Annotated in this window: 27 protein-coding genes; 21 read left to right on the top strand and 6 right to left on the bottom strand. The window is 63.8% G+C overall.

Annotation, left to right across the window (positions count from 1 at the left end; genetic code table 11):
• Positions 1-51 precede the first annotated feature (51 nt).
• From ACOIX3_RS40270 to ACOIX3_RS40235, 8 genes are all read left to right on the top strand, one after another.
• Positions 52-1,674, top strand: a complete 1,623-nt coding sequence (locus ACOIX3_RS40270) for an FAD-dependent monooxygenase (protein WP_420967530.1) — start codon at positions 52-54, stop codon at positions 1,672-1,674.
• On the top strand, positions 1,671-2,873 hold the full coding sequence (locus ACOIX3_RS40265; RefSeq protein ID WP_420967529.1) for an FAD-dependent monooxygenase: 1,203 nt from the start codon (positions 1,671-1,673) through the stop codon (positions 2,871-2,873). The genes ACOIX3_RS40270 and ACOIX3_RS40265 overlap by 4 nt, the downstream gene beginning before the upstream one ends.
• On the top strand, positions 2,870-3,745 hold the full coding sequence (locus tag ACOIX3_RS40260; RefSeq protein WP_420967528.1) for a VOC family protein: 876 nt from the start codon (positions 2,870-2,872) through the stop codon (positions 3,743-3,745). Before ACOIX3_RS40265 ends, ACOIX3_RS40260 begins: the two co-directional genes overlap by 4 nt.
• A 44-nt stretch (positions 3,746-3,789) precedes the next feature.
• On the top strand, positions 3,790-5,037 hold the full coding sequence (locus tag ACOIX3_RS40255; protein WP_420967527.1) for an ABC transporter substrate-binding protein: 1,248 nt from the start codon (positions 3,790-3,792) through the stop codon (positions 5,035-5,037).
• A gap of 204 nt (positions 5,038-5,241) precedes the next feature.
• Positions 5,242-7,506 carry a spermidine synthase gene (locus ACOIX3_RS40250; RefSeq protein WP_420967526.1) on the top strand — a complete coding sequence of 755 codons (2,265 nt, stop codon included), beginning with the start codon at positions 5,242-5,244 and terminating at the stop codon, positions 7,504-7,506.
• A gap of 239 nt (positions 7,507-7,745) precedes the next feature.
• A complete protein-coding gene (locus ACOIX3_RS40245) occupies positions 7,746-9,008 on the top strand; it encodes a TadE/TadG family type IV pilus assembly protein (RefSeq protein ID WP_420967525.1) in 1,263 nt (420 codons plus the stop codon).
• A gap of 14 nt (positions 9,009-9,022) precedes the next feature.
• The gene (locus ACOIX3_RS40240; RefSeq protein WP_420967524.1) at positions 9,023-9,520 is read left to right on the top strand and encodes a TadE/TadG family type IV pilus assembly protein; all 498 of its coding nucleotides are present in this window, start codon (positions 9,023-9,025) and stop codon (positions 9,518-9,520) included.
• Positions 9,517-9,897 carry a TadE/TadG family type IV pilus assembly protein gene (locus tag ACOIX3_RS40235; protein WP_420967523.1) on the top strand — a complete coding sequence of 127 codons (381 nt, stop codon included), beginning with the start codon at positions 9,517-9,519 and terminating at the stop codon, positions 9,895-9,897. The genes ACOIX3_RS40240 and ACOIX3_RS40235 overlap by 4 nt, the downstream gene beginning before the upstream one ends.
• A 94-nt stretch (positions 9,898-9,991) precedes the next feature.
• Here ACOIX3_RS40235 and ACOIX3_RS40230 read toward each other — a convergent pair whose 3' ends face one another.
• Positions 9,992-11,650 (bottom strand): alkaline phosphatase family protein, encoded by a 1,659-nt coding sequence (locus tag ACOIX3_RS40230; RefSeq protein ID WP_420967522.1) that lies wholly within the window; start codon positions 11,648-11,650, stop codon positions 9,992-9,994.
• Between the two features lie 381 nt (positions 11,651-12,031).
• Here ACOIX3_RS40230 and ACOIX3_RS40225 point away from each other — a divergent pair, with 381 nt between their 5' ends.
• The 8 genes from ACOIX3_RS40225 to ACOIX3_RS40190 all read left to right on the top strand — a co-directional run bounded on the left by ACOIX3_RS40225 (position 12,032) and on the right by ACOIX3_RS40190 (position 17,640).
• Positions 12,032-12,928 carry a tripartite tricarboxylate transporter substrate-binding protein gene (locus ACOIX3_RS40225; RefSeq protein ID WP_420971916.1) on the top strand — a complete coding sequence of 299 codons (897 nt, stop codon included), beginning with the start codon at positions 12,032-12,034 and terminating at the stop codon, positions 12,926-12,928.
• Positions 12,929-13,120: 192 nt separating this feature from the next.
• Positions 13,121-14,131, top strand: a complete 1,011-nt coding sequence (gene pstS / locus ACOIX3_RS40220; RefSeq protein ID WP_420967521.1) for a phosphate ABC transporter substrate-binding protein PstS — start codon at positions 13,121-13,123, stop codon at positions 14,129-14,131.
• Between the two features lie 198 nt (positions 14,132-14,329).
• Positions 14,330-15,046 (top strand): TetR/AcrR family transcriptional regulator, encoded by a 717-nt coding sequence (locus ACOIX3_RS40215; RefSeq protein WP_420967520.1) that lies wholly within the window; start codon positions 14,330-14,332, stop codon positions 15,044-15,046.
• Positions 15,047-15,094: 48 nt separating this feature from the next.
• Positions 15,095-15,346: a hypothetical protein gene (locus tag ACOIX3_RS40210; RefSeq protein WP_420967519.1), complete on the top strand. Its 252-nt coding sequence runs from the start codon at positions 15,095-15,097 to the stop codon at positions 15,344-15,346.
• A gap of 169 nt (positions 15,347-15,515) precedes the next feature.
• Entirely contained in the window at positions 15,516-16,232 is a 717-nt protein-coding gene (minC, locus tag ACOIX3_RS40205; protein WP_420967518.1) for a septum site-determining protein MinC, read from the top strand.
• Positions 16,233-16,253: 21 nt separating this feature from the next.
• Entirely contained in the window at positions 16,254-17,069 is an 816-nt protein-coding gene (gene minD, locus ACOIX3_RS40200) for a septum site-determining protein MinD (RefSeq protein WP_420967517.1), read from the top strand.
• Positions 17,069-17,347, top strand: a complete 279-nt coding sequence (gene minE, locus ACOIX3_RS40195) for a cell division topological specificity factor MinE (RefSeq protein WP_420971915.1) — start codon at positions 17,069-17,071, stop codon at positions 17,345-17,347. The genes minD and minE overlap by 1 nt, the downstream gene beginning before the upstream one ends.
• Positions 17,344-17,640 carry a hypothetical protein gene (locus tag ACOIX3_RS40190; RefSeq protein WP_092122321.1) on the top strand — a complete coding sequence of 99 codons (297 nt, stop codon included), beginning with the start codon at positions 17,344-17,346 and terminating at the stop codon, positions 17,638-17,640. The genes minE and ACOIX3_RS40190 overlap by 4 nt, the downstream gene beginning before the upstream one ends.
• A gap of 156 nt (positions 17,641-17,796) precedes the next feature.
• Here ACOIX3_RS40190 and ACOIX3_RS40185 read toward each other — a convergent pair whose 3' ends face one another.
• Positions 17,797-18,600 (bottom strand): NAD-dependent protein deacetylase, encoded by an 804-nt coding sequence (locus ACOIX3_RS40185; RefSeq protein WP_420967515.1) that lies wholly within the window; start codon positions 18,598-18,600, stop codon positions 17,797-17,799.
• A 150-nt stretch (positions 18,601-18,750) separates the two neighbouring features.
• On the opposite strand from ACOIX3_RS40185, the gene ACOIX3_RS40180 reads away from it, so the two are divergent.
• Positions 18,751-19,131 (top strand): c-type cytochrome, encoded by a 381-nt coding sequence (locus ACOIX3_RS40180; protein ID WP_420967514.1) that lies wholly within the window; start codon positions 18,751-18,753, stop codon positions 19,129-19,131.
• Between the two features lie 20 nt (positions 19,132-19,151).
• Here the strand turns inward: ACOIX3_RS40180 and ACOIX3_RS40175 are convergent, their stop codons facing one another.
• A complete protein-coding gene (locus ACOIX3_RS40175; RefSeq protein ID WP_420967513.1) occupies positions 19,152-20,285 on the bottom strand; it encodes a LysM peptidoglycan-binding domain-containing protein in 1,134 nt (377 codons plus the stop codon).
• 194 nt (positions 20,286-20,479) lie between these two features.
• Positions 20,480-20,686: a hypothetical protein gene (locus ACOIX3_RS40170; protein ID WP_420967512.1), complete on the bottom strand. Its 207-nt coding sequence runs from the start codon at positions 20,684-20,686 to the stop codon at positions 20,480-20,482.
• Between the two features lie 295 nt (positions 20,687-20,981).
• Here ACOIX3_RS40170 and ACOIX3_RS40165 point away from each other — a divergent pair, with 295 nt between their 5' ends.
• The gene (locus ACOIX3_RS40165) at positions 20,982-21,224 is read left to right on the top strand and encodes a hypothetical protein (protein WP_420967511.1); all 243 of its coding nucleotides are present in this window, start codon (positions 20,982-20,984) and stop codon (positions 21,222-21,224) included.
• A gap of 21 nt (positions 21,225-21,245) precedes the next feature.
• Here the strand turns inward: ACOIX3_RS40165 and ACOIX3_RS40160 are convergent, their stop codons facing one another.
• A complete protein-coding gene (locus ACOIX3_RS40160; protein ID WP_420967510.1) occupies positions 21,246-21,710 on the bottom strand; it encodes an Lrp/AsnC family transcriptional regulator in 465 nt (154 codons plus the stop codon).
• A 161-nt stretch (positions 21,711-21,871) separates the two neighbouring features.
• Between ACOIX3_RS40160 and ACOIX3_RS40155 the strand changes: the two genes are divergently transcribed.
• The 3 genes from ACOIX3_RS40155 (at position 21,872) to ACOIX3_RS40145 (ending at position 24,786) form a co-directional block, all read left to right on the top strand.
• Complete coding sequence (locus tag ACOIX3_RS40155) at positions 21,872-22,885, top strand: 1-aminocyclopropane-1-carboxylate deaminase (protein ID WP_420967509.1); 1,014 nt, start codon at positions 21,872-21,874, stop codon at positions 22,883-22,885.
• Positions 22,886-23,069: 184 nt separating this feature from the next.
• Positions 23,070-23,315: a hypothetical protein gene (locus tag ACOIX3_RS40150; RefSeq protein ID WP_342729438.1), complete on the top strand. Its 246-nt coding sequence runs from the start codon at positions 23,070-23,072 to the stop codon at positions 23,313-23,315.
• A gap of 205 nt (positions 23,316-23,520) precedes the next feature.
• A complete protein-coding gene (locus ACOIX3_RS40145; protein ID WP_420967508.1) occupies positions 23,521-24,786 on the top strand; it encodes a S1C family serine protease in 1,266 nt (421 codons plus the stop codon).
• A gap of 23 nt (positions 24,787-24,809) precedes the next feature.
• Here ACOIX3_RS40145 and ACOIX3_RS40140 read toward each other — a convergent pair whose 3' ends face one another.
• Positions 24,810-25,754, bottom strand: coding sequence for a metallophosphoesterase (locus ACOIX3_RS40140; RefSeq protein WP_420967507.1), 945 nt, complete (start codon positions 25,752-25,754; stop codon positions 24,810-24,812).
• Positions 25,755-25,764: the final 10 nt, after the last annotated feature.

Raw genomic sequence — 25,764 nt, 5'->3', positions numbered from 1 at the left:
GCAAGCGGCAACACAACATAAAATCCGCCGCCGGTCCTATGGGAGGAAACAATGAAATCGGTTCCGGTTTTGATTGCAGGGGGCGGTCCCGTCGGGATGACGCTTGCGAACGTCCTGGCCCATTTCGGCATTCGCTCCATGCTGGTCGAGCGGAATGCGACGACGACCCGTCATCCGAAGATGGACATCACCAACAGCCGCAGCATGGAGCTGTTCCGCCGGTTCGGCCTGTCGGATGCGTTGCGAAAGGTCGCGGTCGCGGAAGATCATCCCTTCGACGTCTCCTGGATCACGAGCCTCGCGGGATATGAGCTGCATCGTTTTCGGTACATGAGCCCGAGCGAGTTTCGAAAGCACAGCCGAACCCGGAACGATGGCACCCAGCCGCTCGAACCGCCGATGCGCGTTTCGCAGGTCGAGATCGAACCTGTCCTGAAGAAGGCCATCGACGCCCGTCCGGAAGTCGAGGTGCGGTTCGGCGTCGCCTTTGAAAGCTTTGAAGCGAAGGACGATGGCGTCGTCGCGACATTGCGAGAGCAGGGCAGTGGCGCGCAAGAGCAGGTCAGCTGTCAGTATCTGATCGGTTGCGACGGCGGCTCCAGCCGCGTTCGCGCGGGACTGGATATCGCGCTGGAGGGGCAGTCGCGGGTCGGCGAGCTCTACATGATCCACTTTCGATCGACGGAGCGCGAGCTGCTGCAGCGTTGGGGCGTCGCCTGGCACTACCAGTCGCCGCTTGGAACCATGATTGCCCAGAACGACGATGATATCTGGACCGTGCATGTTCCCGTGCTGCCCGGCCAGGATGCGACCAAGCTCGATCCACGCGCGCTCGTCGAGGCCTATGCCGGCCGGCCATTTGCGTTCGAGATCCTGGTCGCCAATGCCTGGACGCCGCATCTTTTGGTCGCTGAATCCTATGGCAAGGGACGCGTCCTCCTCGCCGGCGACTCCGCACATCAGTTCATCCCGACCGGCGGCTACGGGATGAACTCCGGAGTCGGCGACGCCATCGACCTCGGCTGGAAACTGGCGGCGACCCTGCAAGGTTTCGGCGGGCCCGGTCTTCTTGCTTCATACGAAGCCGAGCGACGGCCAGTCGCCGCGCGCAATCGCGACGCGTCCGGCCGCCACATGCAGGTGCGAATGCAGATTGCCGAAGCCTATGGAAACCTGCTGCAAGGCGACAACAGCGAGAATCCGGTGCGCCGCGCCGAAGTCGGTGCAGAGCTCGCCAGGCTTGGCAACGCAGAGAACGAATCTTTCGGGATCGAGCACGGCTTCGTCTACGAGGGATCGCCGATCGTCGCCGATGGCGCGGCCGCTCCGTTTCCGTTCGATCCGGTCGTCTACAAGCCGACGAGCACGCCCGGTGCCCGCCTGCCCAGCACGTATCTGAAGGACGGGACGGCGCTGTACGATCGGCTGGGTCAGCATTTCACGCTGATCGATTTCCGCGGCGCCGACCCGTCAGCCTTCGTCGACGCTGCGGCGCGACGCCGGATTCCGCTGTCGATCCTGCAACTCGACGAGCCCGATCTGAAGGGCGTCTATGGCCGGGACATGCTGCTGGTCCGCCCCGACCATCACATCGCGTGGCGCGGCACGGGCGGCAAGGCACCCAATGCTGACGCGATCCTCGCGACGGCTCTCGGCTGGGGAGGCGAGCGGTGAAGCCGCTGCATGCTCTCGTGATCGGGGCCGGCATCGGCGGCACGGCCGCGGCCATTGCGCTGCGCCGGGCTGGTCTCGAGGTTTCCCTGTTCGAGCAGACGACGGCGCAACGCGAGGTCGGCGCCGGCATCCAGATCAGCCCCAACGCCTCCCGGCTGCTTCGCCGCTATGGGCTTGGCGACGCCATGGCGCGAGCCGCCGTTCGTCCCGCCGCCGTGGTGTTTCGTCGCTGGCAGGACGGCCGTGTGCTGGGGCGCGAAGAATTGGGCGACGTCCTCGAGGACCGCTACGGTTCGCCCTACTACCATTTCCACCGGGCGGACCTCATCGCTCTCCTGGCGGACGCGTTCGGCCGCAAGGAGATCAAGCTCGGGCGTCGTCTGATCAATGTCGCGCAAGACGACGATGGCGTGACTGCCCATTTTGACGACGGCACGTCCGCGCGCGGCGATCTCCTGATCGGAGCCGACGGCATCCACTCCAGGGTTCGCGAGTGTCTGTTCGGCGAGGAGAAGCCGAGGTTCTCGGGGCAGATCGCATATCGGGGGCTCGCGCCTGTGGAGCGCGTCGCGCATCTCGACCTGCCGCTCGATGTCACGAACTGGGTGGGTCCGGGCGGACACTTTGTCCATTACTTCGTCGCCGCCGGTCGCTTTCTGAATTTTGTGGCGGTGAGCGAAGCGGCGACGTGGACGCGGGAGCAATGGTCCGACCGTGGTTCGATCTCCGATGCCGTGAAGATCTATGAAGGGTGGCATCCGCAGCTTGCGACGATCCTCAACGCGGTCGACGAGACATTCAAATGGGCGCTGTTCGATCGCAATCCGTTTCCGGAATGGACGCAGGGGCGCATCGCGCTCCTTGGGGACGCCTGTCATCCGATGCTGCCGTTCATGGCACAAGGCGCCGCACAGGCCATCGAGGACGGCGCGGCGCTGGCGGCCTGCCTGAAACACACCGCCTTCGACATTCCGTCGGCGTTCCGGGATTACGTCGCCTTTCGCAAGCCGCGAGCGACCGAGGTGCAGGAAAGATCCCGCGCCAATTCCACGAGCTTCCACATGCCGGATGGACCGCAGCAGATCGAGAGGGATCACGTCCTCGCCACGCGCGGCGTGCGCGGCAGCCCCGAGGCAATGAACCGACTTTATGGCTACGACGCAGAAGCCGTCGCGGCGACGCTGGAGGAAAAACCATGACCCGCGCTTTCCAAATCGCCTATGTCGATCTCGATACGCCTGCCGCAGAGCAGGAGATCGCCTATTATGATCAAGTGATCGGCGCAACGCCGACCGAGCGCGGCTCCGACGGCCGCACTTATTTCAGCCTCGGTGTCGATCACCACAACATCACCATCAAGCCGGCGTCCGACAAACGCCTCACCGCGCTTGGCCTGAGGATCGGCCAGGAGACGGTCGACGAGACGATCCGCTCACTGCGCGATCTCGGACTTTCCGCCGAAAGGAAGAGCGATGCGCGGCCGGGCGTTCCGGAGCTGGTGGAGGTCGTCGTCGCCGGGCACACGATTCACCTCGTGCCAGAGATGGCGATGCCCGGCCCTGGCTTCCGCACCTCGGGCGTCATTCCGACGCGGCTCGGGCACGTCGCCCTGATGGCGCCGGAGGCGGACAAGCTGATCAAATTCTGTTCGGCTATCGGGTTTCGTGCGACCGATTGGTTCGAGGGCATAGCCACGTTCCTGACCTGCAACCACGATCACCACGTGCTCAATATCATCGCGGCACCGGAGGCGCGTGTTCACCATCTCGCCTTTGAGCTGCGCAGCCGCGCCGCGCATCACGATGCTGCGGATTTTCTCGCGACGACAGGGCATCCGATGCTTTGGGGCCCGACGCGGCACACCGCGGGCCACAACCTTGCCTCCTATCACTATGACCCCAGCCGCTTTCTGATCGAGCTCTACTCCGACATGGACGTGCTCGTTCCAGAACTCAATATTTTCGAACCGCGGCCGTGGCACGACGCATTTCCCCAACGCCCGCGTGTGTGGACGATTGATCAGCTCACGACGTGGGGAACCCGTTTCGAATTCGACCTGAAGACGGCGTAGCGCCCGGCCGATTGCCGATCGAAAACCAAACTGCGAGGAAAGAGATGCCACGGCACGCGCGCGAGGCGAGATCTGCTTGTTTGGGTGTCGCGCTGACGATCCTGACCGGCCTGGCCGTTGCGGCGCCAGGCTCGGCTCACGGGGAGAAGCGCTACGATCCCGGCGTATCCGACACGGCGATCAAGATCGGCAACACGGCCCCCTACAGTGGACCGCTGTCCTCGAACGGCATCATCGCCAGGACCGAAGCCGCCTACTTCAAGATGATCAACGATCAAGGCGGGGTCAACGGCCGCAAGATCGAGTTCATCTCCTATGATGATGCCTATAGTCCCCCGAAGACCGTCGAGCAGACTCGCAAGCTGATCGAGAGCGACGAGGTGCTGCTGCTCTTCAATCAGCTGGGTACGCCGACCACCATGTCGGTCATCAAATATGTCAACGCCAGGAAGGTGCCGCAGCTGTTCATCGCGGCCGGAGCAACCGTCTTCGGCGACCACAAGGCATATCCCTGGTCGATGGGCTTCCAGCCAAGCTACCAGAGCGAAACGCGCATCTACGGGAAGTACCTGCGCGAAAACTATCCCGACGGAAAGATTGCCGTGCTGTCGTCGAATGACGACTTCGGACGGGACAACATCAAGGGCTTGAAAGACGGTCTGGGCGAAGCGGCCGGCAACATCGTCGCCGAGGTCACGTATGAGACAAGCGCACCGACGATCGATTCCGAGCTTGTGAAGCTGAAGTTCTCGGGCGCGAGCATCTTCGTCAATTTCGCCTCCGCGAAATTCGCGGCGCAAGCCATCAAGAAGGCGGCAGAGATCGGCTGGAAGCCCGTGCAGATTTTGCATGGAAACTCGCAGTCGATCAGCGCCGTGCTGAAGCCCGCCGGCCTCGAGAACGCCAGGGACATCATCACCGCAAGTTACAGCAAGGATCCCGCGGATGCGGCCTGGAAGGATGACCCCGGCTTGAAGAAATTCTCCGATTTCATGGCCGAGCACATGCCGGGCGAGGACAAAGACAACTCTTACGTGGTCTATGGATACAACGCTGCGCAGGCGCTGGTTGACGTGCTCAAGCAATGCGGGGATGACCTGACGCGCGCCAACGTCATGAGGCAGGCCGAGGCTTTGAACGGGGCGCACCTCGACATGCTGCTTCCGGATATCGCGTTGACGACATCGCCGAGCGACCACTATCCGATCGAGCGAATGCAATTACAGAAGTTCGATGGGCAGAACTGGGTGCGATTTGGCTCCGGTGTTGAAGGGACGCCGGACAAGAAGTGAAAGGCCAGTGGCGAGGATCCTGTCGGTAGGTAAAACTGTATTTCCGGCAATGGCTCAATGGATGGGTTCCCAGCAGCTCGACTACTTTATCATTCAACGAGATTGCCGGACCTTCCGCGGCCGATAGACGCTCCCTGACTCCGATTAACCCTTGCTTAGGCGCGGCTAATCTACCCTGCACGCAGGGATTGCAGGGATCAACTGATGTCACTTTTCGAGAACGCGCCGGAGCGCACGCTCCCAGAGGTATCGCGTGCTGCCGATGAAACGCGCCTGCTGCCGGTTCTCAGCGTGGCGACGTTGTTCGTATCTGCGCTGCTGCTGTTCCTGATTCAGCCGATGTTCGCGAAACTGGTGCTGCCGAAGCTTGGCGGCGCGCCCTCGGTCTGGTCGGTGGCGATGGTGTTCTTCCAGGCCGTCCTGCTCGCCGGCTATGCCTATGCACATCTGCTCGGCCGGTTGTTCGGGCCGCAGCGCGCGGGGCTCGTCCACCTGCTGCTGCTCGCCGTCACGGCCATGACCTTGCCGATCGCGATCGCGCCCAATTGGGGTGCGCCACCCGCAGATGGAACCGCGCTCTGGCTGTTCGGGCTGTTCGCTGCCTCAATCGGCCTGCCGTTCTTCGCGTTGTCGGCCAGCGCCCCCTTGCTGCAGAGCTGGTTCGCCGGAAGCGGCCATCGCGATGCCAGCAATCCCTATGTGCTCTATGCCGCGTCGAATCTCGGCTCGTTCGCGGCTCTGTTTGCCTATCCTGTCGTTGTCGAGCCACTGCTGGCGCTCAATATGCAGGCGAGCATCTGGTCGTTCGGCTTTGCGGTCCTCGCGCTGCTCATCACGGCGGTTGCCTTCGTGCTCGGACGGGGCAATGACGCCGTGAGCGTGACGCCGTCGCCGGAGACATCGGTCATCAGCGTGGCCGACAGGCTGCGGTGGATCGCGCTTGCGGCGATTCCGTCCGGGCTGGTCATCGCGGTCACCGCGTATCTGACGACCGACGTCGCGGCAGCGCCCTTTCTCTGGGTCATTCCGCTTGCGCTCTATCTGTTCACCTTCGTTGTCGTGTTCCGCGACCGGCCGTGGATCAGCCACGCGACCGTGGTGCGCCTCGTTCCGTTCGCCGTGGCCCCGCTTGCGATCAGTCTGGTCGGTGCCAAGGTGTTCTGGCTCACGACGATCATGCTCCATCTCGTCGTGTTCACGCTGTTGGCGCTGCTCTGTCATGGCGAACTCTATGCCCGGCGTCCGAACCCGCAACGGCTGACGGAGTTCTTCCTGTGCACCTCGTTCGGCGGTGTACTGGGCGGCGCCTTCGCGGGACTGCTGGCGCCGCAGATCTTTTCCGGCAACTACGAATATCCGATCCTGATCGCGCTCGCATTGCTGGCGCTGCCCGGCATGTTCGCCGGCGGCGCGCGCCAGGCGCTGATCAAGGCGTCGCCGTGGCTGGCGGTGGCGATCGCGCTTGCCATGGTCTGGTACGTGACCCAGTTGCAGCTTCCGGCCTCCTTCGAGCTGCCGTTCAGGGTCTTGCTGGTCGTGCTGGCGGCCGGCATGATTTTTTTGCGCCAGCGGCCGGTGTCATTCGCCGGATTGGCGATCGCCGGCCTGATGCTGACGACGTTCTGGCGTCCCGGCATGGCCCCGATCGAGACCGCGCGCAGCTTCTTCGGGGTCCATACCGTGGTCGACCTCGCGGATGGCCGCGCGCGGCTGCTGTTCCACGGCAACACGATGCATGGCGCAGAGCGGTTGCGCAACGACGACGGTACGCCAGTCTCCGGAGCGCCTCAGCCTCAGAGCTACTACTATCCGGGCAGCCCGCTGGCCGAGGGGGTTGCGGCGGCACGCAGCGCCCGCAGCAGCTTCGGACGGGTTGCGGTCGTCGGTCTCGGTACCGGCACGCTGGCCTGCCTCCGTCGCGGCGCAGAGAACTGGACGTTCTTCGAGATCGATCCCGAGGTGATCCGGATCGCGAGCAATCCAACCCTCTTCACGTTCCTGTCGCGCTGCGCGCCGAAGGCCGGCCTCGTGCTCGGCGATGCGCGTCTCACACTGCAGGCCTCACGTGATCGCTACGACCTGATCGTGCTGGACGCCTTCTCGTCCGATAGCATTCCTGTCCACCTGCTGACGCGTGAAGCGATCGCCGGCTATCTGTCGAAGCTGGCGCCGCACGGGGTCATCCTCGTACATATCTCCAACCGCCATCTCGACCTCGCGCCGATCATGGCGAATATCGCGCAGTCCCAAGGGTTGATCGCACTCTTCAAGGAAGGGCATCCCGTCGGCGACGTCATGACCACGCTGAGGACGGCGTCCCGGGTGGTGATGCTTGCGCGCACGCCTGACGATGTCGGCGAGGCGGCCCGGCATTGGGCCGCCATGTCGCCGGACCCCGCCAGCGCACTCTGGACGGACGATTACTCGAATCTCCTTGGCCCCATGCTACGGGCGAAGCTCGGCTCCTGAGCGCGCGCAGAGCTGCGCGCGGCCAACTTCGACGGTCATGTTTGCTGCAGCACGACAGAGGATCGGACGGCCCGGATTGGCTAAAGGAGTGTTAAGAGCCATGTCCGATTTTCGTCGATCGCGCAGAACTGACATTAAATTGTCACGCTGTAGGAATTGGGGAGACTTGCCACAAGCGGCGTGAGGACAACATGACGGCCTTCATCACTTGGAAGGCGGAAGTTGGAATATCCTCGCAAATGAGGCCGGCACCGGATGAGTGCCAAGCGTGCCCGGATGGTGTTCTGAAGCGCTTTGCGCGCGACCAGTCCGGCAGCTATGCGATTATCATCGCCTTGCTGATGCCAGTCCTGGTCGGAACCGCAGGACTCGGTACCGAGGTCGCGTGGTGGTTCTACAAGCACAAGAACATGATGAGCGCGGCCGACTCGGCGGCGGTCAGTGCAGCCACCGCCGGTACCAATTTTGCGACCGAAGCCAACGCCATCACGACGTTCTACGGCTACGCGAACGGGATCGGTAACGTCACCGTCACTGTGAACCAGCCGCCGTCCACGGGAAGCTTCACCTCCAGCTCCCAGGCGGTCGAAGTCATCATCACCCAGCCGCAAGCGCGGCTCATGTCGGCGTTGTTCGGCTCCGGGGCGGTGCCGGTCACGGCCCGTGCCGTCGCACTGGGCAATGTCGGGACAGGCTGCGTGCTGGCGCTCGACCCGACCGCGAATCCTGCCGTGACCGTGAAGGGCAACACCCAACTCAACCTGATCAACTGCAATCTCTATGACGACTCCAACGCCGGCTCGGCACTCAATGTCAGCGGGACGGCAACGATATCCGCGGCCATGGTCGGCGTCGTCGGCGGGGTTTCCGGGGCGAGCAGCATCACGGCGACCAATGGCATTCGGACCGGCATCAGGGCGATCGCGGATCCCTATGCCAACGTCACGCCCACGATGCCGACGTGGTGCGACTACTCGAACAAGTTCAACGTGAAGGGGACGACGACCCTCAGTCCGGGCAGCTATTGCGGCGACATCTCGGTGGCCGCAGGTGCCACGCTGACATTCAATCCGGGGATCTACTATTTCAACGGCGCGAATTTGTCGGTGGCCGGCAACGCTACGATCACGGGAACCGGCGTCACCCTGGTGTTCACCGGCTCGGCCGGCAACTGGGGCTCGGCGACGATCGGAAGCAACGCCAATGTCAGCCTCACCGCGCCGACGAGCGGAGTGACCTCGGGAATCGCGATCTATGGCGATCGCAGGATGCCGGTCGGCAGCAGCTTCAACCTGACGGGCGGCGGTACGCAAAATCTGCAGGGAGCGGTCTATTTGCCGAAGGCGGCGCTGAGCTTCAGTGGCGGTAACGGCACGAGCACGACATGTACGCAAATCATCGCCGACACGATCTCGATCGTCGGAAATTCCAATGTCCAGGTCAATTGCGCTGCGATGGGCGGTAATGCCATCGGTACGGCGACAGCGCAGCTTGTCGAGTAAGCTGGAGGGATGAGATGAAAACGGGCACGATAGGTAGTGAGCGTCGTTCTCAACGCCGCCGCACACTCTTCCGTCGCAGGTTCGGAAAAGACACGCGCGGTGTCGCGGCGATCGAATTCGGCGTCCTGGTTCCGCTGCTTTCGCTGATGGTCGTTTCGGTGACCGATATCGGCCTTGCGATCTACCGCAAGATGCAGGTGGAGGGGTCGTCGCAAGCAGGCGTCGAGTATGCCATCGCACATGGGTTCGACGCCAATGCGATTTCGACCGCCGTGACAGCCGCGACGAATTCCAATGTGATCAACGCCTCGCCTGTTCCGATCAAGTTTTGCGGGTGTGCGACCAGCTCGGGCGTCACCAGCATGACCTGCGGGGCAGTGTGTCCCGGAGGCGGAATGGCAGGCACATACACCATCGTCTCTGCGCAAGGCAGCTACTCGACCATCATCAACTATCAGGTCGTTCCGAACACCTATATCATCAGCACGCAGTCGACAGCGAGGCTGCAGTGAAGCGCGCATTCTGGGCCGACCGGAGCGGGGCGTCGGCACTCGAATTCGGCCTGATCGCGCCGCTCTTCTTCGCGTTCCTGTTCGGCGTGATCGAGTTCGGGCTGTTGATGTGGACGCAGGTGGGAATGCAGCACGCGGTCGCGGTCACGGCGCGATGCGCCAGCGTCAACACCGCGCTTTGCCCGACCGGCAATCCGAGCGCGATCGCCACCTACGCAACCCAGCAAGCGTTTGGACTGAGCCTCCCGTCCTCGACGTTCACCTACAGCGCCGCGGCGTGCGGCAGCCAGGTGAGCGCGAACTATCAATTCCAGTTTCCCCAGATCCTCAATCTGGCGCCGTTCACGCTGACGGCCGCGGCCTGCTTCCCGGCCTGAAAGTTCGCCTCTTGAGGCGCACCGCAAAGATATCGGCGCCCCATGCCCGGGGCGCCGATAGGTAGGCCATTCGGTGCGTTGCTCGCTTTGCGCTTTACTTCAGCTTCAGGGCCTCGACACCTTCGTCACGAACCGCCTGGAGGCTGCGCGGATTGAGGTCGAGCGCACGAAGGATCGTCGGCGCGATCTGGGTGGTGAAAGCCGTCTCCTCGACGACCCGCGCATGCTTGATGTGCGGCGAAGAGAGCAGCAGCAGCACGTTGCGGTCGTCGTTGGAGAAGCCGCCATGCTCGGCAAGCTTGCTGCCGCCGGTGCAGATGACGCCATGATCGGTGATGGCGATGAAGTCCGGCACCCGGCTGTTGTGGAACGGATCCTCGTAGAGCTTGGTCAGTTCGTCGCGGTCGAGCAGCTTCTGGATATGCAGATCGGCGGCGTGGGCGAGGATGTAGGCCTTGGCATCTGCGTAGTAGGGATGGCCGGTCGCCGGATTGGTCGCCTGCTGCAGCTCCGGCGACAACCAGACCAGCGCCTCGTCATCGCAAATCTCGAAGCCGTTGGTGCCGAAACCGGGCGCGTTGCTGTACAGCGCGTCGGAGATCGCCACGCGGTCCTTGACGTCGATCGGTGACTGGCCGTGCTTGGCGCTGACGATGATCAGCGTCGAATCGTAGAGGTTTTGCGCCTTGAGTTCGTTGACGAACTTGCCGAGCGCATCGTCCACGAACTGGAATTGCAGCGTGAGCGCATTGCCGGGCGTTGCCTTGCCGTCGGCATAGCCGCCGACGAGCGATTTGTCGGCATCCGCGTGGCCGGCCTTGGCGAGCTTCTGGCCGACGCTGACCGCCTGGAAGTTCATGCCGAAGATCGCGGGCACTGGCTGACGCTGGGTTCGCGTGCCGTCATAGCCATCGATCCAGTTCAACACCGCCTTCACTTTCAGCGAGTCGTAGGAGCGGACACCGGTGTAGCTCTTGGTGTAGTCGTCGCCGGGCTGGGCGCCCGCGTCGATCGTGTCCTGCGAATTGATCTCCGGCGTGAAGAGCTCGTCGAGGCCCTTGCCCGACGGGCCCGCAAGGTCCTCATAGGCTGGATGCTTGTCGGACCAGGCCGTGCGCATTCCGGCTTCCTTGATGACTTCGAAGACCGTGTTGGTGCGGACGTAATCGTGGGGATAGACCGGCACGCACTGGCCGTTCACGAGCTTGCGCTGCATGTGATCCGGATCGAGCTGCGTGTAGACCTGACCCAGCGTGCCGCCGGCGGTGTAATCGGCTACCAGTCCGCTGGAGTAATTGTAGGTCTTGTCGAGCGCTTCGAAGTTGGTGAGCTCGGTTCCCGCCGGGCCGACGCAACCGGGGTCCGCAAGGCCCTGGCTGGTATAGAAGGCCTTGGCCGGATATTCGGTGCGATCATAGCTGTCGTCGTAGAACAGGCCGCCGCCCTTCGGCGTAGCGCCCGTCACCTGCGCGAGCATGCCGGGAAAGCTGTCGGATGGCGCGGTGGTCAAAGCGTTCGGATAGACGACGCCCTTTCCGGTGAGCTGCGCGAAGTTGCCGCCGGGGCGGCTTTCGACCCAACGCTTCAAATCGACGGCGTGCATGCCGTCGACGCTGATCAGCAGGACGTGCTTGTAGCCATGTCGCTGCGAATGGTCGTTGTCGTCATCCGCTTGCGCGACGGCGACGCCGCAAGCCAGCATGGCTGCCGCTATCGCGGCAGTTGACAAGAAATAGTCACGAAAGCCACTCATGAGTTCGCCCCTCTTTAATTTCGGTGAGTTTGGAATCGCCTGCACTGGCCGCGACAACTTGTCGCGGTCAATTGACGGCGGGATGACGCTTTCATGCGAGTTCGATGACCGTGGTCGGGGCTGACCGGCATCCAAAGGTTGCAGGATTTGCCTGATCTGGGTGACGCGCCGGCCGGGCGACGCCGCGCAACGGCAAGCTTTTGCCGTTCAAGCACGGACATCGCGTCTCTGACGTCTTACGCTGGACCGCGCGACACTGCCGGCTCTATGACAGCATGAGGGGGAACGCGCATGCCCAACATGTCTCGCCGGCCATTCCTGCAACTCGCACTCGGCGCGGCGACGCTGCCGCTTGCTTCCCGTCGCGCGCGCGCCGAGACCATGGCGCGCCCCATCACTTTGATCGTGCCGTTCGCTGCCGGTGGGCCGACCGACGTGCTGGCGCGGATCCTCGCCGAATACATGCGCAATGCGCTCGGCCATCCCGTCATCATCGAGAATGTCACGGGCGCCTCAGGTACTGTCGCGGGGCTGCGCGCCTCGCGCGCGGCGCCGGACGGCACCACGATCACGATCGGGCATTGGGGCACGCATTGCCTCAACGGCGCGATCTATCAGCTGCAATATGACGTGCGCGAATTCGCGCCGATTGCGCTGATCGCGAGCGGACCGCAGCTCATCATCGGACGGCCCGATCTGCCGGCGAAGAATCTGAAAGAGCTGATCGCCTGGCTCAAGACCAATGGCGACAAGGCGACCGCGGGCACCGCGGGCCCGGGTTCGGGCGCGCATGTCGCGGGCGTGTTCTTCCAGCAGCTGACGGGGACGAACTTCTCCTTCGTGCCGTATCGCGGCGCCGGTCCCGCGCTGAACGATCTGATGGCCGGGCATATCGACATCATGTTCGATCAGGCCACCAACTCGCTGCCGCAGGTGAAGAGCGGAACCGTGAAGGCTTTTGCGGTGACCGCATCATCGCGGCTCGCATCGGCGCCCGAGATTCCAACTGTCGATGAAGCCGGATTGCCGGGTCTCTACATCGCGTATTGGCACGGCATCTGGGCACCGAAGGGCACACCGGCCGATATCGTGTCTGTTCTGTCGAAGGCGGTGACGTCGGCGCTCGCCGAGCCCGTTGTTCGGCAACGCCTCGCCGAACTCGGGCAGGAGATTCCGTCACCGGATAGACAGAGCCCCGCTGCGCTGCGCGATCATCAGGCCGCCGAGGTCGAGAAGTGGTGGCCGATCGTCAAGTCGGCCAACATCAAGGCGGAGTAACTTCCAGCGCGCCGCTCCGTCAAACTCAGGGGAACCGCGACAGGCGGTATCCCGTGCGGTTCCGAACTTTTGACGTAGGCCGAAGGTTACCGGCCACTGTCATCCCGTCGTCATGGGCCTCCGAAAAAACGTTGCGGCTGCTTACGAGAGCATCGAGCGCGCGAGACCTCTCGCGTTTCCACGGAGATCAACATGAAATTCGTCAAGACAATCGTGGCCGCCAGTCTGGTGGCTATGGCGACGCCGAGCTTCGCAGCCGACATCACCGGTGCCGGTTCGACATTTATCTTCCCTGTCCTCTCCAAATGGGCCGACGCCTACAAGAAGGATTCAGGCAGTGGCGTGAATTACCAGTCGATCGGTTCGGGTGCCGGCATCAAGCAGATCGAAGCCAACACCGTGACCTTCGGTGCCACCGATGCGCCGCTGAAGTCCGACCAGCTGCAGAAGGACGGCCTTGCGCAGTGGCCGATGATCATGGGTGCGATCGTTCCGGTGGTGAACCTCGACGGCGTGAAGGCCGGCGATCTGGTTCTCGACGGTCCGACGCTCGCCAACATTTTCCTCGGCAAGATCACCAAGTGGGATGACGCCGCGATCAAGAAGCTCAATCCGAAGGCCAAGCTGCCGTCCGAGGCGATTTCGGTGGTTCATCGCGCCGACGGTTCGGGAACGACTTTCAACTTCACCGACTATCTGAGCAAGGTCAGCCCGGATTGGAAGAGCAAGATCGGTTCCGGCACTGTGGTCGAATGGCCGGTCGGCGTCGGCGCCAAGGGCAACGAAGGCGTCGCGGGCAATATCGCGCAGGCCAAGAACTCGATCGGCTATGTCGAGTATGCCTACGCCAAGCAGAACAAGCTGACCTACACCGCGTTGATCAACAAGGCGGGCAAGGCCATTCAGCCGACCAACGAAGCGTTCCAGGCTGCGGCGTCGAACGCCGACTGGACCAACGCGCCCGGCTACTACCTGATCCTGACCGACCAGCCGGGCGACAAGTCCTGGCCGATCGTCGCTTCGACGTTCATCCTGTTGCACAAGGATGCGACCGACAAGGCCGCCTCGAAGGAAGCGCTCAAGTTCTTCAAGTTCGCCTTCGATAAGGGCGCCAGGAGCGCGGAAGAACTCGACTACATCCCGATGCCCGACAGCGTCGTGAAGCAGATCGAGAAGACCTGGGCTGCTGACGTCAAGAGCTGAGCTGCCCCTTTCGGATCCGCTCAATGGCATGAAGCCGGCGTCGATTGACGCCGGCTTTTTCTTTGGCGGTTGGCCGTCGCGCTCACATCCGCGTCATCTCAGCTATCTATCTGAATTTTATAAGCTTTTAGATCGTGCCTCGAACTTGAAATGCGGGCTTGCCAATTTATATGTTCGCCTGAACATATCTGGTGAGCGATGATTGGAACGACGACCGCCGCCGCGCTGCCGGCCTCCCGGCCCAAGGGACGCCGCAGCAAGGACATGCCCGACGGCCGCCAGGCGCTGCTGATCGCGGCGACCGAGGCCTTTGCGAGTCTCGGTTTCGACGGCGCCGACCTGCGCAGCGTCGCTGCGGCGGCGGGCGTCGCGCCGAATCTCGTGCGCGTCCACTTCGGCAACAAGGCCGCGCTGTGGGAGGCCTGCCTCGACCGCGTCGTGACACTTGCGGAGCCTGTGATGGCCGAGGTGCATGCGATCGCCACCGACACGCGCCGTTCGCTGGCCGACCGGCTACGCGATCTCATCATCCGCGTCGCCAATTTCTATGCCGCGCATCCGCAGGTGAGGGACTTCGTGGTTCGCCACGGCGCGGAAGCGCCGGAGCGCTCCGCAATGGTGACCGAAAAGCTGCTGCGTCCGGCCTATGAGAGCGCGCGCGAGCTGTTCGAGGCCGGCATCGCGGCGGGCATCATCCGCAGCAGCCATCCGGCGCTGTTCTTTGCGTTGCTCAACGCGGCGCTCAACCAGCCGCCGGCCTTTCCGATGCTGCTCGGCCGGTTCGCGCCCGAGATCGATCCCGAGACAGCGCGGACGCAGCTGCTCGATACGACGATCGCAACGCTTCTGCATCTTCCGCCGTCGCAAGCCGACGCCGAACCCGCAGCCGGCAACGGCCGCACGCCGCTGTCGTGACATCCAGTCTCGACCAACACTTCAACCTGCCAGTGAGAGAGTGAATCCATGAAACTTCGTCTTGCCCTCGTGCTTCTCGGTGCAACCATCGCGCCCGTTATGGCCCAGTCCGGTCCAAACGAATCGATGCAGCGCCAAGCCTGCATGGGTGACGCGGTGCGCTTGTGCGGCGCCTACATTCCGGATCGCGGCCGGATCAGGGACTGCATGGCCGCGCAAGTCGAGCAGCTCAGTCCGTCATGCCGCGCGGTGTTCAATGCGTCGGTGCAGGCCGAGCGATCGCCGTCGTCGCGGCGTTGATCCGCGCCGCCGGTCCCAGAATCATGCGTCCAGGCAACAGGTCGCCGCTAACGACCGGTGCGAAAGGAACGGCCCTCGCAAATCCGTGAAAACACCCCCCTCTGTTAACCTTTGGTTAACCATGCGGTCCGATTGTTAACCATTCGACAAGACAACCGAGTCAGAGGCGATGGACGCAACTCCACAGGTGGCACGTCAGCAGGTCCGCATGCGGGGCCGTTCCTACGTTGCGTTCGTTTTCTCGCCCGTCGTGCCGGTCGTGTCCTGGCTCGCCGAGATCGACGCGACGCTCGGGAAGTCGCCGGGCTTCTTCGCCGGCAAGCCTGTGGTGCTCGACCTCTCGGCGGTCGACCTCAGCCAGGCGGCGATCGCGCATCTGGTCGGCAGCCTCGCTGAACGCAATATCCGCATCCTCGGCATCGAAGGTGTCGACGAATCCAAGCTCGGCGCCAACCTGCCGCCGCTTCTGACCGGCGGCCGCGCCTGCGCGATCACCCATGTCGAGCCGAAGACGCCGCCGGCGCAGGAAAAGAACAAAGACAAGGACAAGACCAAGCTGCCGTCGCTGCTGCTGGAGAGCCCGGTGCGTTCCGGCCAGTCGATCGTGTTCGCCGAGGGCGATGTCACCGTGCTCGGCTCGGTCGGCTCCGGCGCCGAGATCGTCGCCGGCGGCTCGATCCATGTCTACGGCACGCTACGCGGCCGCGCGATGGCCGGCATCAACGGCAATTCGGCGGCCCGGATCTTCTGCCAGAAGATCGAGGCCGAACTGCTCGCCATCGACGGCTACTACCAGACCGCAGATGAAATCGCCGACAGCTTGCGCAACCGGCCCGCCCAGGCGTGGCTCGAGGGCGAAATGCTGCGCATCACAGCTTTGAACTGATCGACCACAAGGAGAGAGAGAATGGCCAAGGTATTGGTCGTGACGTCTGGGAAGGGCGGGGTCGGCAAGACGACCTCCACCGCTGCGCTTGGCGCGGCGCTCGCGCAAATGGGCCAGAACGTCGTCGTCATCGATTTCGACGTCGGCCTGCGTAACCTCGATTTGGTGATGGGCGCGGAACGGCGGGTCGTGTTCGACCTCATCAATGTGGTGCAGGGCGTCGCCAAGCTGCCGCAGGCGCTGATCCGCGACAAGCGGCTGGAAAACCTCTGGCTGCTGCCGGCGTCGCAGACCCGCGACAAGGACGCGCTGACCGAAGAGGGCGTCAAGCGCGTGATCGCCGACCTCAAGACCAAGTTCGACTGGATCCTGTGCGACAGCCCGGCCGGCATCGAACGCGGCGCGACGCTCGCGATGCGCTACGCCGACGAGGCCATCATCGTCACCAATCCGGAAGTGTCGTCGGTGCGCGATTCCGACCGCATCATCGGCATGCTGGATTCCAAGACCGCTCGCGCCGAGCGTGGCGAGCGGGTCGAGAAGCATCTGCTGGTCACCCGCTACGACAGCGCGCGTGCCGCGCGCGGCGAGATGCTGTCGATCGATGATATCCTGGAAATCCTTGCCACACCGCTGCTCGGCATCGTCCCCGAAAGCCAGGACGTGCTGCGCGCCTCCAATGTCGGCTGCCCGGTCACGCTGAACGCTGCGAGCAGCGCGCCGGCGCGCGCCTATACCGACGCGGTGCGGCGCCTGATGGGCGAGCAGGTCGAGATGATTGTGCCGGTCGAACGCAAGGGGCTGATGGACCGGCTGCTGCGACGGAGGGCGGCATGATGAACGTAATGCGGCTGTTCGGCGGCCGCTCTGCATCGGCGCCCATCGCGCGGGAGCGGTTGCAGATCCTGCTTTCGCATGAGCGCGGCCGGACCGGCACGCCGGACCTTCTGGAAATGCTCCGCTCGGAAATCCTGGGCGTGGTCTCCAAGCATATCGACGTCGATCCCGACAAGGTCGTGGTCCGGATGGACCGGGGCAAGTTCGTCTCGATGTTGGAAGTCGACATCGAGGTTCCCAACGGCGTGCAACGATCGAAGATGGTGGCGGCCACATGACAGCAGACAGCAACAGTCACATTGCCTGGCAGCGCGCGCAGCTGAAGAAGCTGCGTGCGGCGTTGAAGGCGATCGAGGTCGATCAGCTCGGCAAGGCCAATTGCGGCCGCGCGACGCAGATGACGATCGACGAATTGCAGCGCAAGATCGGCGAATCCGGCCGCTGCATCGCCGAGTACGAGCGCCGCACGCGTCGTCCGTTGGCAACGGACCGGGGCAGCCTCGCCAGCGTCAGCTGGACGCACTGGAACGCCAACATGCCGATGGCCAAGTCGCAGCGCCATCGCGCGTGAGGCGATAATCTAGCTCGTCGTCATTGCGAGGAGCGATAGCGACGAAGCAATCCATGCTTCAACGTGTGCGGCACGATGGATTGCTTCGCGGAGCTTGTCATCGGGCGTGCGTTCGCGCGACCCGTTGGCTCGCAATGACGCGGAGAGAGCGGCGCGCTACAACAAAAACGCCAGCGCGGTCTCGCAACTATCCTCGACCTTGAGCGTGAGCAGCTCGTCGGCGCGGGTGCGGCCGAGATTGACGGCGGCGATCGGCAGGCCGCGCTGCTCCGCCATGCGGACGAAGCGAAAGCCGGAATAGACCATCAGCGAGGAGCCGACGATCAACAGAGCGTCGGCCTGTTCGAGATGCGCCTGCGCCGACGCGACCGTATCGCGCGGCACGTTCTCGCCGAAGAACACCACGTCGGGTTTCAGCACGCCGCCGCAGGCCTCGCAGGCCGGCACCACGAACGACGAAAAATCCTGCTCGAGATCGGCATCGCCGTCAGGGGCATCGACGGCATCGAGCGAGAGCCAGGCGGGATTCAGCCGCGCCAGCTCGCCCTGAAACTGCTCGCGGGGCGTCGTCGCGCCGCAGCCGAGGCAGCGCACCACATCGAGCCGGCCGTGCAGGTCGATCACCCGCTGGCTGCCCGCGGCCTGATGCAGGCGGTCGACATTCTGCGTCAAGAGCAGCTCGCAGCGGCCTTGTTGTTCGAGCTTCGCCAGGGCGCGATGCGCGCCGTTCGGCGCCGCGCGGCCGAAACGCCGCCAGCCGACCATGCTGCGCGCCCAGTAGCGCTGGCGCATCGCCGCCTCACCCAGAAATGCCTGGATCGTCACCGGCCGCGTCCGCTTCCAGTTGCCGTCGCTGTCGCGATAGTCGGGAATGCCGGAATTGGTGCTGCAGCCGGCCCCGGTCAGGACAAACAGGCGCTGGTGGCCGGCGACGAAATCCTCGAGGGCGGGGTGCTGCATGGCAGCACATCTAGTGTGGCGGGCATGCCTGCGCCAGATGTGGGGTCTGCCAGATGAGGACCTTTCACGTGGCCTCTGCGTTGACGGCATGGCGGCCGGGCAGGGTGTTGCAAACTGTCCTGCTTAGCGCAATCGCTGACGGAGAGACCGATGCGGCCAGGATTCATCGTCGTCGTTTGCGGGCTGATGTCCCTGCCGTCGCCGCCGTCCCATGGCCAGGATGCGGGCGTGTCCGACGAGCAGGCGTTCAACAATTCCTGCCGCACCTGCCACACCGTCAAGGACGGCGACAATCGTGTCGGCCCGAACCTGCACGGCATCATCGGCCGCAAGGCCGGATCGGTTGCGAACTTTGCTTACTCCGAGGCGATGAAATCATCGGACATCGTCTGGGATGAGCGCACGCTGCTGCGCTTCATCGAGGATCCCGAAGCCGTGGTGTCGGGCAACGGCATGAAGCCGTACACCGGCGTGCGCTCGGCGGAGGATCGCGCCAGGATCGTGGCCTTCCTGAAATCCCCCGGCAAATGAGCGTTGGCGGAATGCCGACGTCACCGTGCCGGCAGGACGAACACCTGGCCGGGATAGATCAAATTGGGATTGCGGATCTGCTGCATGTTGGCCCGATAGATCACCGCGTAGCGCTGCCCGGCGCCCAATGCGCGCTGGCTGATCCGCCACAGGCTGTCGCCGCGGGCGACGGTGGTCGTGGTGATCTTCGGCACGATCACGGCGGAGGGTGAGCTCAATGCGGCGGTGGTTGCCGCCGCGAGCTGCGGTGTGGTCCCATCCGTACGGCCGGACGATGCCGCAGGCGCCGGGATCGATGCGGTCGTCGTCGTGTCAGGAACGTTGAACGGCACCTCGGCACGCGCGCGGACCTTGCCGGAGCTAAGGTCGACGTCGTCAAGCCGGATCCGATAATCGCCGGTCGTGACGCCCTTGTTGATCGTGACCGAGAGGTGCCCCGCCGCGTCGGCAGTCGCGGATGTGATCAGACTGTCGTTGAGATAGAGCCTGACGTTCGCGCCGGGCGTTGCCTGAGCGCTGACATGGAGCTTGCCGCCCGGTTCGGTCTCGACGGCCTCGACAGCCACCTTCCCGTGCGTCGCCGCCGCAGGTTGCGACAGCACGCGGATCGGCTTGTCCGGCGCCATCAGCGCCACCATCGGCCGCTCGCTGGCCGCAGCGTCGAGCGCCACTGCCACGCTCTGCTTGGAGGTCACCTGCTTGCCGTCATGCGTGATGCGCAGGGTGAGGTCGTAGTTTCCCGGCGGAAGCGGGCGCGGCACCATGACGAACTGGCCGGACTTGTCGGCCACGGCGCGATCGTGCACCTCGCCATTGCGCAGCAATTCCACCGTCGCGCCGGGTAGCGCCCGGCCGGCGACAACGGTCGCACCGGTCGGCTCGATGTTGACGACGTCGAACTCCGGCACCGCGTTGCCGCCCGGTGTTGGCGAGGCTCCTGCCAAAGCGTTGGCCAACGCCGCGGTCTCGGTCTGCGTCTTTGCCAGCGCAGTCTTGTCTTGGTCCTGCGCGGTCGCCGCTGGCGCCGTCGCCATCAAGCGGGTGTTCACGCCCAGGATCTGCTGGGTTTGGTGGATGCCGAAGATGAACGCAGCTGTGCCGCCGGCCGCAAGTGCCAGCAACGGTATGGCCAGTCTCATCGCCGTGACGTTCATGACTGTCATCCCCGGATGAATCGACCCGCGCGTCCGCGCGTGCGACCCTGCGGCTCTGTGGGGAGTCCGGGAGAGACTGCGCCGATTTGCCCTGCCCATCAAGTCGAATGAAAGGACTACTCCTCTCGGGCAGGCTGGCCGACGCAGCAGCTGCTGGGGATCGCGTCTGGCTCAGAACTCGAGCGCCGCATTGCCTATTGCGAGTACGCCAGCTGCTCTTCCGTCACCACGCGCTCGATATTGCCTGCCTTGCTCCTGATTCGGTATCGAAGCCGCCCGTCTGCTTCGATCGGCATGCGTTGAATGATGGTGTAGACCGCCGGCTCATCGGCCTCGGCACGACCTTGCGGCCCCTGAGCCCGGTGGTGAACGTCTTCATTCAGCTTGTAGGCATATGACATCTGTCCACCTCTGCAGTTGGGGGTGCTCTCACGCAGGACTGTGCTGTGACGCAATGAAGCTGTGGCTTCCCGTATGGACGCGACTTGCTGCTTCGATGGCCGCGTCAGGCCTCTCCGGAGTCCGCAGGAGCACGTTGGTTACATTGACCGAATCCGCCGCAAATAGCCACCGAATACTCGCCTTCGACCAAGGATGAGTGAGAGCGCTGGGTGGGTTCCCGGCCGTTTGCGGCCTCAATTGCCATTTGATCTCCGCAGGCAGATGCTGCCGGCCAACGGTACAAGGGAGAGCAACATGAGCAAGGCAGGCCTCGATCACCGGCATCCCAACAAGGATGGCGAAATCAGCGGCAAGCACGGAAACACGCTGCTCCGCACCTTGCGCAAGGTTTACGGGCCAGGTTTCGCGGCGGGTTATCCCGAAACCGAGAAGCTGGGCGATGTCCTGGCTGCGCTGAACGAGACCTCGCTGAGCCAGCTCCGCAGAGATCATCAGACCGGCCATCTCGCACACAAGATCGCCAAAGCGTCGAAGTAGGTTGCCGAGCGCAGCTAAAGCTCAGAACTCCAGCTCCGCATTGTCCACCACTTCCTTCATCACGAAGAAGGTGCGGGTCTGCCGCACACCTGGCAGCGCGATCAGCTGGTCGCCATGGATGCGGTTGAAATCCTCCATGTCGCCGGCGCGGATCTTGAGGAAGTAATCGAAGTCGCCGGCGACGAGGTGGCAGTCGAGCACGCATTTGAGTTTCGCCACCGCCTGCTCGAAGCTCGCAAAGCTCTCCGGCGTCGAGCGGTCGAGCACGACGCCGACCATCACCAGCGTGCCCATGCCGACCTTACGCGGCGCCACCATGGCGCGGACGCCGCTGAGAAAGCCCTCGTCAAACAGCGCCTGGGTCCGGCGATGGCAGGTGGCGGGGCTGACGCCGACCTGATCGGCCAGCTCGGCGTTGCTGAGCCGGCCGTTCTTTTGCAGCAATCTCAACATCTTGAGGTCGATACGGTCGAGCCGGGCGGACATGGAAGAATCTCTCATTGCGAGCCAGTAATGTGAGAGAAAATATATCATCTGGTGCAGATTCAGCAATCTTCGGCGATCGGGCGGCCTGACTTAGAGAGCACCTTTCGCAGCCGTAGTGATAGTTCTGGCCGCCGTTCCAGACCACCAAAGAGGATGCCAGTATGCTGGAGAAGTTCGCACGCTACCCGCTCACCTTCGGGCCGACGGCCATCGAGAAGCTCGATCGGCTGTCAAAGCATCTCGGCGGCAAGGTCGAGCTCTATGCCAAGCGTGAGGATTGCAATTCAGGGCTCGCCTTCGGCGGCAACAAGCTGCGCAAGCTCGAATACATCATCCCCGACGCGATCGCCTCCAACGCCGACACGCTGGTCTCGATCGGCGGCGTGCAATCCAACCACACCCGCATGGTTGCAGCGGTCGCGGCCAAGATCGGCATGAAGTGCCGGCTGGTGCAGGAAAGCTGGGTGCCGCATGAGGACGCAGTCTATGACCGCGTCGGCAACATCCTGCTCTCGCGCGTGATGGGCGCGGACGTGCGCCTGGTCGACGAAGGTTTTGACATCGGCATTCGCCAGAGCTGGGAGCAGGCGATCGAGGAAGTGAAGGCGGCGGGCGGCAAGCCCTACGCGATCCCGGCCGGCGCCTCCGTGCACAAATATGGCGGGCTCGGCTATGTCGGCTTCGCCGAAGAGGTGCGCGCGCAGGAGCGTCAGCTCGGCGTCAAGTTCGACTACATCATCGTCTGCACGGTGACCGGCTCGACCCATGCCGGCATGCTGGTCGGCTTCGCCGCCGACGGGCGCGCGCGCAACGTGATCGGCATCGATGGCTCGTTCACACCCGCGCAGACCAAGGCACAGGTGCTGTCGATCGCGCAGAACACCGCAAAACTGGTCGAGCTCGGCCGCGACATCGTCGAGGATGATGTCGTGCTGATCGAGGACTACGCCTATCCCGCCTACGGCGTGCCGTCGGAGGAGACCAAGGCGGCGATCCGGCTCAGCGCGCGGCTGGAAGGCATGATCACCGACCCCGTCTATGAGGGGAAGTCGATGCAGGGCATGATCGATCTGGTGCAGAAGGGCTTCTTCCCGGCTGGATCGAAGGTGCTCTACGCCCATCTCGGCGGCGCGCCGGCGCTCAACGGCTACGCCTACGCGTTCAGGAACGGCTGAGTCGGGCGGCGCTTCTCATTTCGTAGCCCGGATGGAGCGAAGCGAAATCCGGGACTCTTGCCGCGGAGAGATTGGCCCCGGATTGCGCTGCGCTTCATCCGGGCTACGCCACTGCGTCAGGTCGGCGTCAGCTTCTCCCGATATCCTGCCCAGGCCGGGCGAGTCGGGAGACCTTCGCGTGAGGATGATGAATGCGGCCGGCCGAGCCATCGCCGCGCTCGGCGTCGGCATCGTCGCGGTGGGGCATTGGTTTTGGGCTTACCCGGGCCACGGCGCCGTGTTGCGCGCCCGTCTGTTGGCGCTGAACCACGCGGTCGAACTCTATGCCGGCATTTTCCTGATCGGTGTCGGCGTTCATGGGCTGGCATCCCGCTACTGGTTCAGCGATCCAAATCCGCCGGCGCAGTCTTCGGTTCGGGAGCCGCAATAGCGCCCGCTTGGCGCGGCGGCTGGAATGTGTCCGGGTTGACATTTTAGGAACAAAATAGGAACATGCCATCTGTAACCAGAGGGTGTGGCGATTGCCTCATCCGCGGCGGTATTACGCGGCCGCTCGACCAAAGGCCAAGCCGCGCACCACTTGCGGATGAATTTCTCCGCCTCCTATAAGGGGTTGTGGCTGGGGAGTGTATGTCATGAGAGTTGCGATCTGGGCGGCCGTTGTGGCCGCGTGGCTGTTTGCGTCCGCAACTCCATCGAGCGCCCGCGGTCCCTACGGCTCGATCACGGTCGGCAATTGGAAGGGCGGCGCCTTTACCGACGACAAGAGCGGTGCGTTCACGCATTGCTCGGCGGGGTCCGTCTATCAGAGCGGAATCTACTTCGTGGTGGCGATTACCGCGACTGGCAGCTGGCGGCTGGGCTTTGCCCATGAAAGCTGGCGCCTGTCGCCGGGTGAGGCTTTTCCACTGGCGCTGACCTTCGACGGCCAGCCCGCGTTCAATGTCTACGGCATGCCGCTCGGCGAGAAGCTCGTGAATATCGAGATGCCGGTGACCTCCAACCTGATCAATCAGTTCCGCAAGGCGCGCCAGATGACTGCGTTCGCGCAGGGGCAATTGTTTCAGTTCAACCTCAATCAGACCGCGCAGCTGCTGCCGGCACTGCTCAACTGCGTGGTCTCGGTGAAGAAGAACGGCGTCGCCAGCGCCGGGGAATTTGCGGTCGCGACGAAGCCCGCGGCCGCGCCGCCGCAGGCTGCTGCACCCAACGCGCCGCCCGCGAAGCAGGCGAGATCAGGCACCGGCACCGGCTTCGTCGTCAGCGATAGCGGCCACGTCGTCACCAACCATCATGTGGTCGATGGTTGCAGCGAGATCACGGGCAATCTGAGCGGCGCGGCGGCGGTCAAATTGCGGTTAGTGTCCGACGACGAGACCAACGATCTCGCGCTGCTGCAGGCGCCGTCCCCGTTCAAGGATGTCGCCAAGATCAGGCAGAATGCCATTCTGGTCGGCGACGGCGTGGTGGCGATCGGATACCCCTATCACGGGCTGCTGACGTCAGATTTCACCGTGACCACGGGCATCGTTTCTTCGCTGAGCGGCATCCTCAACGACACGCGTCATCTGCAGATCAGCGCCGCGGTACAGCCCGGCAACAGCGGTGGGCCGCTGTTCGATTTCGGCGGCGGCGTGGTCGGCGTGGTGGCCGCCAAGCTCGACGCGGTCAGGATGGCGCGGGCAACAGGAACCATCCCGGAGAACATCAACTTCGCGATCAAGACCGGGGCGTTGCGTGATTTCCTCGACAACAGCGCGGTGCAGTACAAGGTAGCCGAATGGCATGATGCGACAAAGCGGGAGACGTCCGAGATCGCAAAGGACGCGCGCGGCTATACGCTCCTGGTCACGTGCAAGGTGAACGAACAAAGCGCCGGCGCGAAGAAGCCGGGGAATTGATCTTGGCGCGGCGTTCTATCGAGTCACGCGCCGAGCCGCCGCAGCGTGTGCACGGTGATCTCGGCCGGGCAGTTGAGCCGCACCGGCGCGAGGCTGGTGCCGGCGCCGGTTGACGTGTAACCCGCAAGTGTCTGGAAGCGCCAGGCGCCCCGGCCCATCCTGCGCGGCAGCCGCGCCTCCAGCTTGATCGCGATGCCGCCGGGCAGGCAGAGTTGGCCGCCATGGGTATGGCCGCTCAGCATCAGGTCGAAGCCGGCCGCCGCCGCCTCGCGATAGGATTCCGGCGTATGCGCGAGCAGGATCGAGAACACATCGCGCGGGATCGCCGCGGCAGACTTCGCAATGTCGTCGGTGCGATAGAAATGCGCATCGTCGATGCCGGCAAGATGGATCGTCGCGCCATCGCGCGTGATCGGCTCCTGCTCGTTGAACAGCATCCTGATGCCCATTGCTTCCAGCGCCGGCGTCATGCGGATGCTGTCGTGATTGCCGAGGATGCCGTAGAGCGGCAGCTTGATCCGCGCGCAGAGATCCTTCATCAGCGCGAGGCTGGTCTCGAACGGGCCAAACGTCTTGCCGCGATAATCGCCGGTCAGGACACAGATGTCGCAGGTGATGTAGCGGACGATGTCCGCCAGATGCAGCATCGCGCCCTGGCTGATGTCGGCGTGCAGATCGCTGAGTTGAAGGATGGTGAAGCCGTCGAACGCCGCCGGCAGGCGTGTCGACGTCACCAGATTGCGCCGCACCTCGACCCGGTCAGCGTTGCGCCGCGCGCGGCCATGCAGGCCGGCCAGCTTGAGCGCGGTTTCGACGACCCACGGCGCCAGCTTCCAGTTCTCGATATTGAACACGAGTGTGCCTTGGCCGAACAGCTGCTTCTCGTGCGCGGCCTCGATTCCAAGCCGGCGCACGACGTGATCCGCGCCGATCCGCTCGACCAATCCCTGCAATGCCGTGTCGGCCATCGTCCCCCGT

Origin of the sequence: Bradyrhizobium sp. B120 (assembly GCF_049075665.1) — a bacterium.
Classification (GTDB): Bacteria; Pseudomonadota; Alphaproteobacteria; order Rhizobiales; family Xanthobacteraceae; genus Bradyrhizobium.
The sequence above is the reverse complement of the archived record's forward strand: the minus strand, read 5'-3'. Positions and strand labels throughout refer to the sequence as shown.

What these genes read in the sequence shown, in the direction of transcription:
- minC (WP_420967518.1), top strand. Translation starts at nt 15,516, where the DNA reads ATGGACGCAACTCCACAGGTGGCACGTCAGCAGGTCCGCATGCGGGGC.
- ACOIX3_RS40160 (WP_420967510.1), bottom strand. Translation starts at nt 21,710, where the DNA reads ATGTCCGCCCGGCTCGACCGTATCGACCTCAAGATGTTGAGATTGCTG.
- ACOIX3_RS40190 (WP_092122321.1), top strand. Translation starts at nt 17,344, where the DNA reads ATGACAGCAGACAGCAACAGTCACATTGCCTGGCAGCGCGCGCAGCTG.
- ACOIX3_RS40170 (WP_420967512.1), bottom strand. Translation starts at nt 20,686, where the DNA reads ATGTCATATGCCTACAAGCTGAATGAAGACGTTCACCACCGGGCTCAG.
- ACOIX3_RS40150 (WP_342729438.1), top strand. Translation starts at nt 23,070, where the DNA reads ATGATGAATGCGGCCGGCCGAGCCATCGCCGCGCTCGGCGTCGGCATC.
- ACOIX3_RS40255 (WP_420967527.1), top strand. Translation starts at nt 3,790, where the DNA reads ATGCCACGGCACGCGCGCGAGGCGAGATCTGCTTGTTTGGGTGTCGCG.
- minD (WP_420967517.1), top strand. Translation starts at nt 16,254, where the DNA reads ATGGCCAAGGTATTGGTCGTGACGTCTGGGAAGGGCGGGGTCGGCAAG.
- minE (WP_420971915.1), top strand. Translation starts at nt 17,069, where the DNA reads ATGAACGTAATGCGGCTGTTCGGCGGCCGCTCTGCATCGGCGCCCATC.
- ACOIX3_RS40250 (WP_420967526.1), top strand. Translation starts at nt 5,242, where the DNA reads ATGTCACTTTTCGAGAACGCGCCGGAGCGCACGCTCCCAGAGGTATCG.
- ACOIX3_RS40225 (WP_420971916.1), top strand. Translation starts at nt 12,032, where the DNA reads ATGGCGCGCCCCATCACTTTGATCGTGCCGTTCGCTGCCGGTGGGCCG.
- ACOIX3_RS40260 (WP_420967528.1), top strand. Translation starts at nt 2,870, where the DNA reads ATGACCCGCGCTTTCCAAATCGCCTATGTCGATCTCGATACGCCTGCC.
- pstS (WP_420967521.1), top strand. Translation starts at nt 13,121, where the DNA reads ATGAAATTCGTCAAGACAATCGTGGCCGCCAGTCTGGTGGCTATGGCG.
- ACOIX3_RS40165 (WP_420967511.1), top strand. Translation starts at nt 20,982, where the DNA reads ATGAGCAAGGCAGGCCTCGATCACCGGCATCCCAACAAGGATGGCGAA.
- ACOIX3_RS40245 (WP_420967525.1), top strand. Translation starts at nt 7,746, where the DNA reads ATGAGGCCGGCACCGGATGAGTGCCAAGCGTGCCCGGATGGTGTTCTG.
- ACOIX3_RS40180 (WP_420967514.1), top strand. Translation starts at nt 18,751, where the DNA reads ATGCGGCCAGGATTCATCGTCGTCGTTTGCGGGCTGATGTCCCTGCCG.
- ACOIX3_RS40175 (WP_420967513.1), bottom strand. Translation starts at nt 20,285, where the DNA reads ATGAACGTCACGGCGATGAGACTGGCCATACCGTTGCTGGCACTTGCG.
- ACOIX3_RS40155 (WP_420967509.1), top strand. Translation starts at nt 21,872, where the DNA reads ATGCTGGAGAAGTTCGCACGCTACCCGCTCACCTTCGGGCCGACGGCC.
- ACOIX3_RS40215 (WP_420967520.1), top strand. Translation starts at nt 14,330, where the DNA reads ATGATTGGAACGACGACCGCCGCCGCGCTGCCGGCCTCCCGGCCCAAG.
- ACOIX3_RS40270 (WP_420967530.1), top strand. Translation starts at nt 52, where the DNA reads ATGAAATCGGTTCCGGTTTTGATTGCAGGGGGCGGTCCCGTCGGGATG.
- ACOIX3_RS40140 (WP_420967507.1), bottom strand. Translation starts at nt 25,754, where the DNA reads ATGGCCGACACGGCATTGCAGGGATTGGTCGAGCGGATCGGCGCGGAT.
- ACOIX3_RS40240 (WP_420967524.1), top strand. Translation starts at nt 9,023, where the DNA reads ATGAAAACGGGCACGATAGGTAGTGAGCGTCGTTCTCAACGCCGCCGC.
- ACOIX3_RS40185 (WP_420967515.1), bottom strand. Translation starts at nt 18,600, where the DNA reads ATGCAGCACCCCGCCCTCGAGGATTTCGTCGCCGGCCACCAGCGCCTG.
- ACOIX3_RS40210 (WP_420967519.1), top strand. Translation starts at nt 15,095, where the DNA reads ATGAAACTTCGTCTTGCCCTCGTGCTTCTCGGTGCAACCATCGCGCCC.
- ACOIX3_RS40230 (WP_420967522.1), bottom strand. Translation starts at nt 11,650, where the DNA reads ATGAGTGGCTTTCGTGACTATTTCTTGTCAACTGCCGCGATAGCGGCA.
- ACOIX3_RS40145 (WP_420967508.1), top strand. Translation starts at nt 23,521, where the DNA reads ATGAGAGTTGCGATCTGGGCGGCCGTTGTGGCCGCGTGGCTGTTTGCG.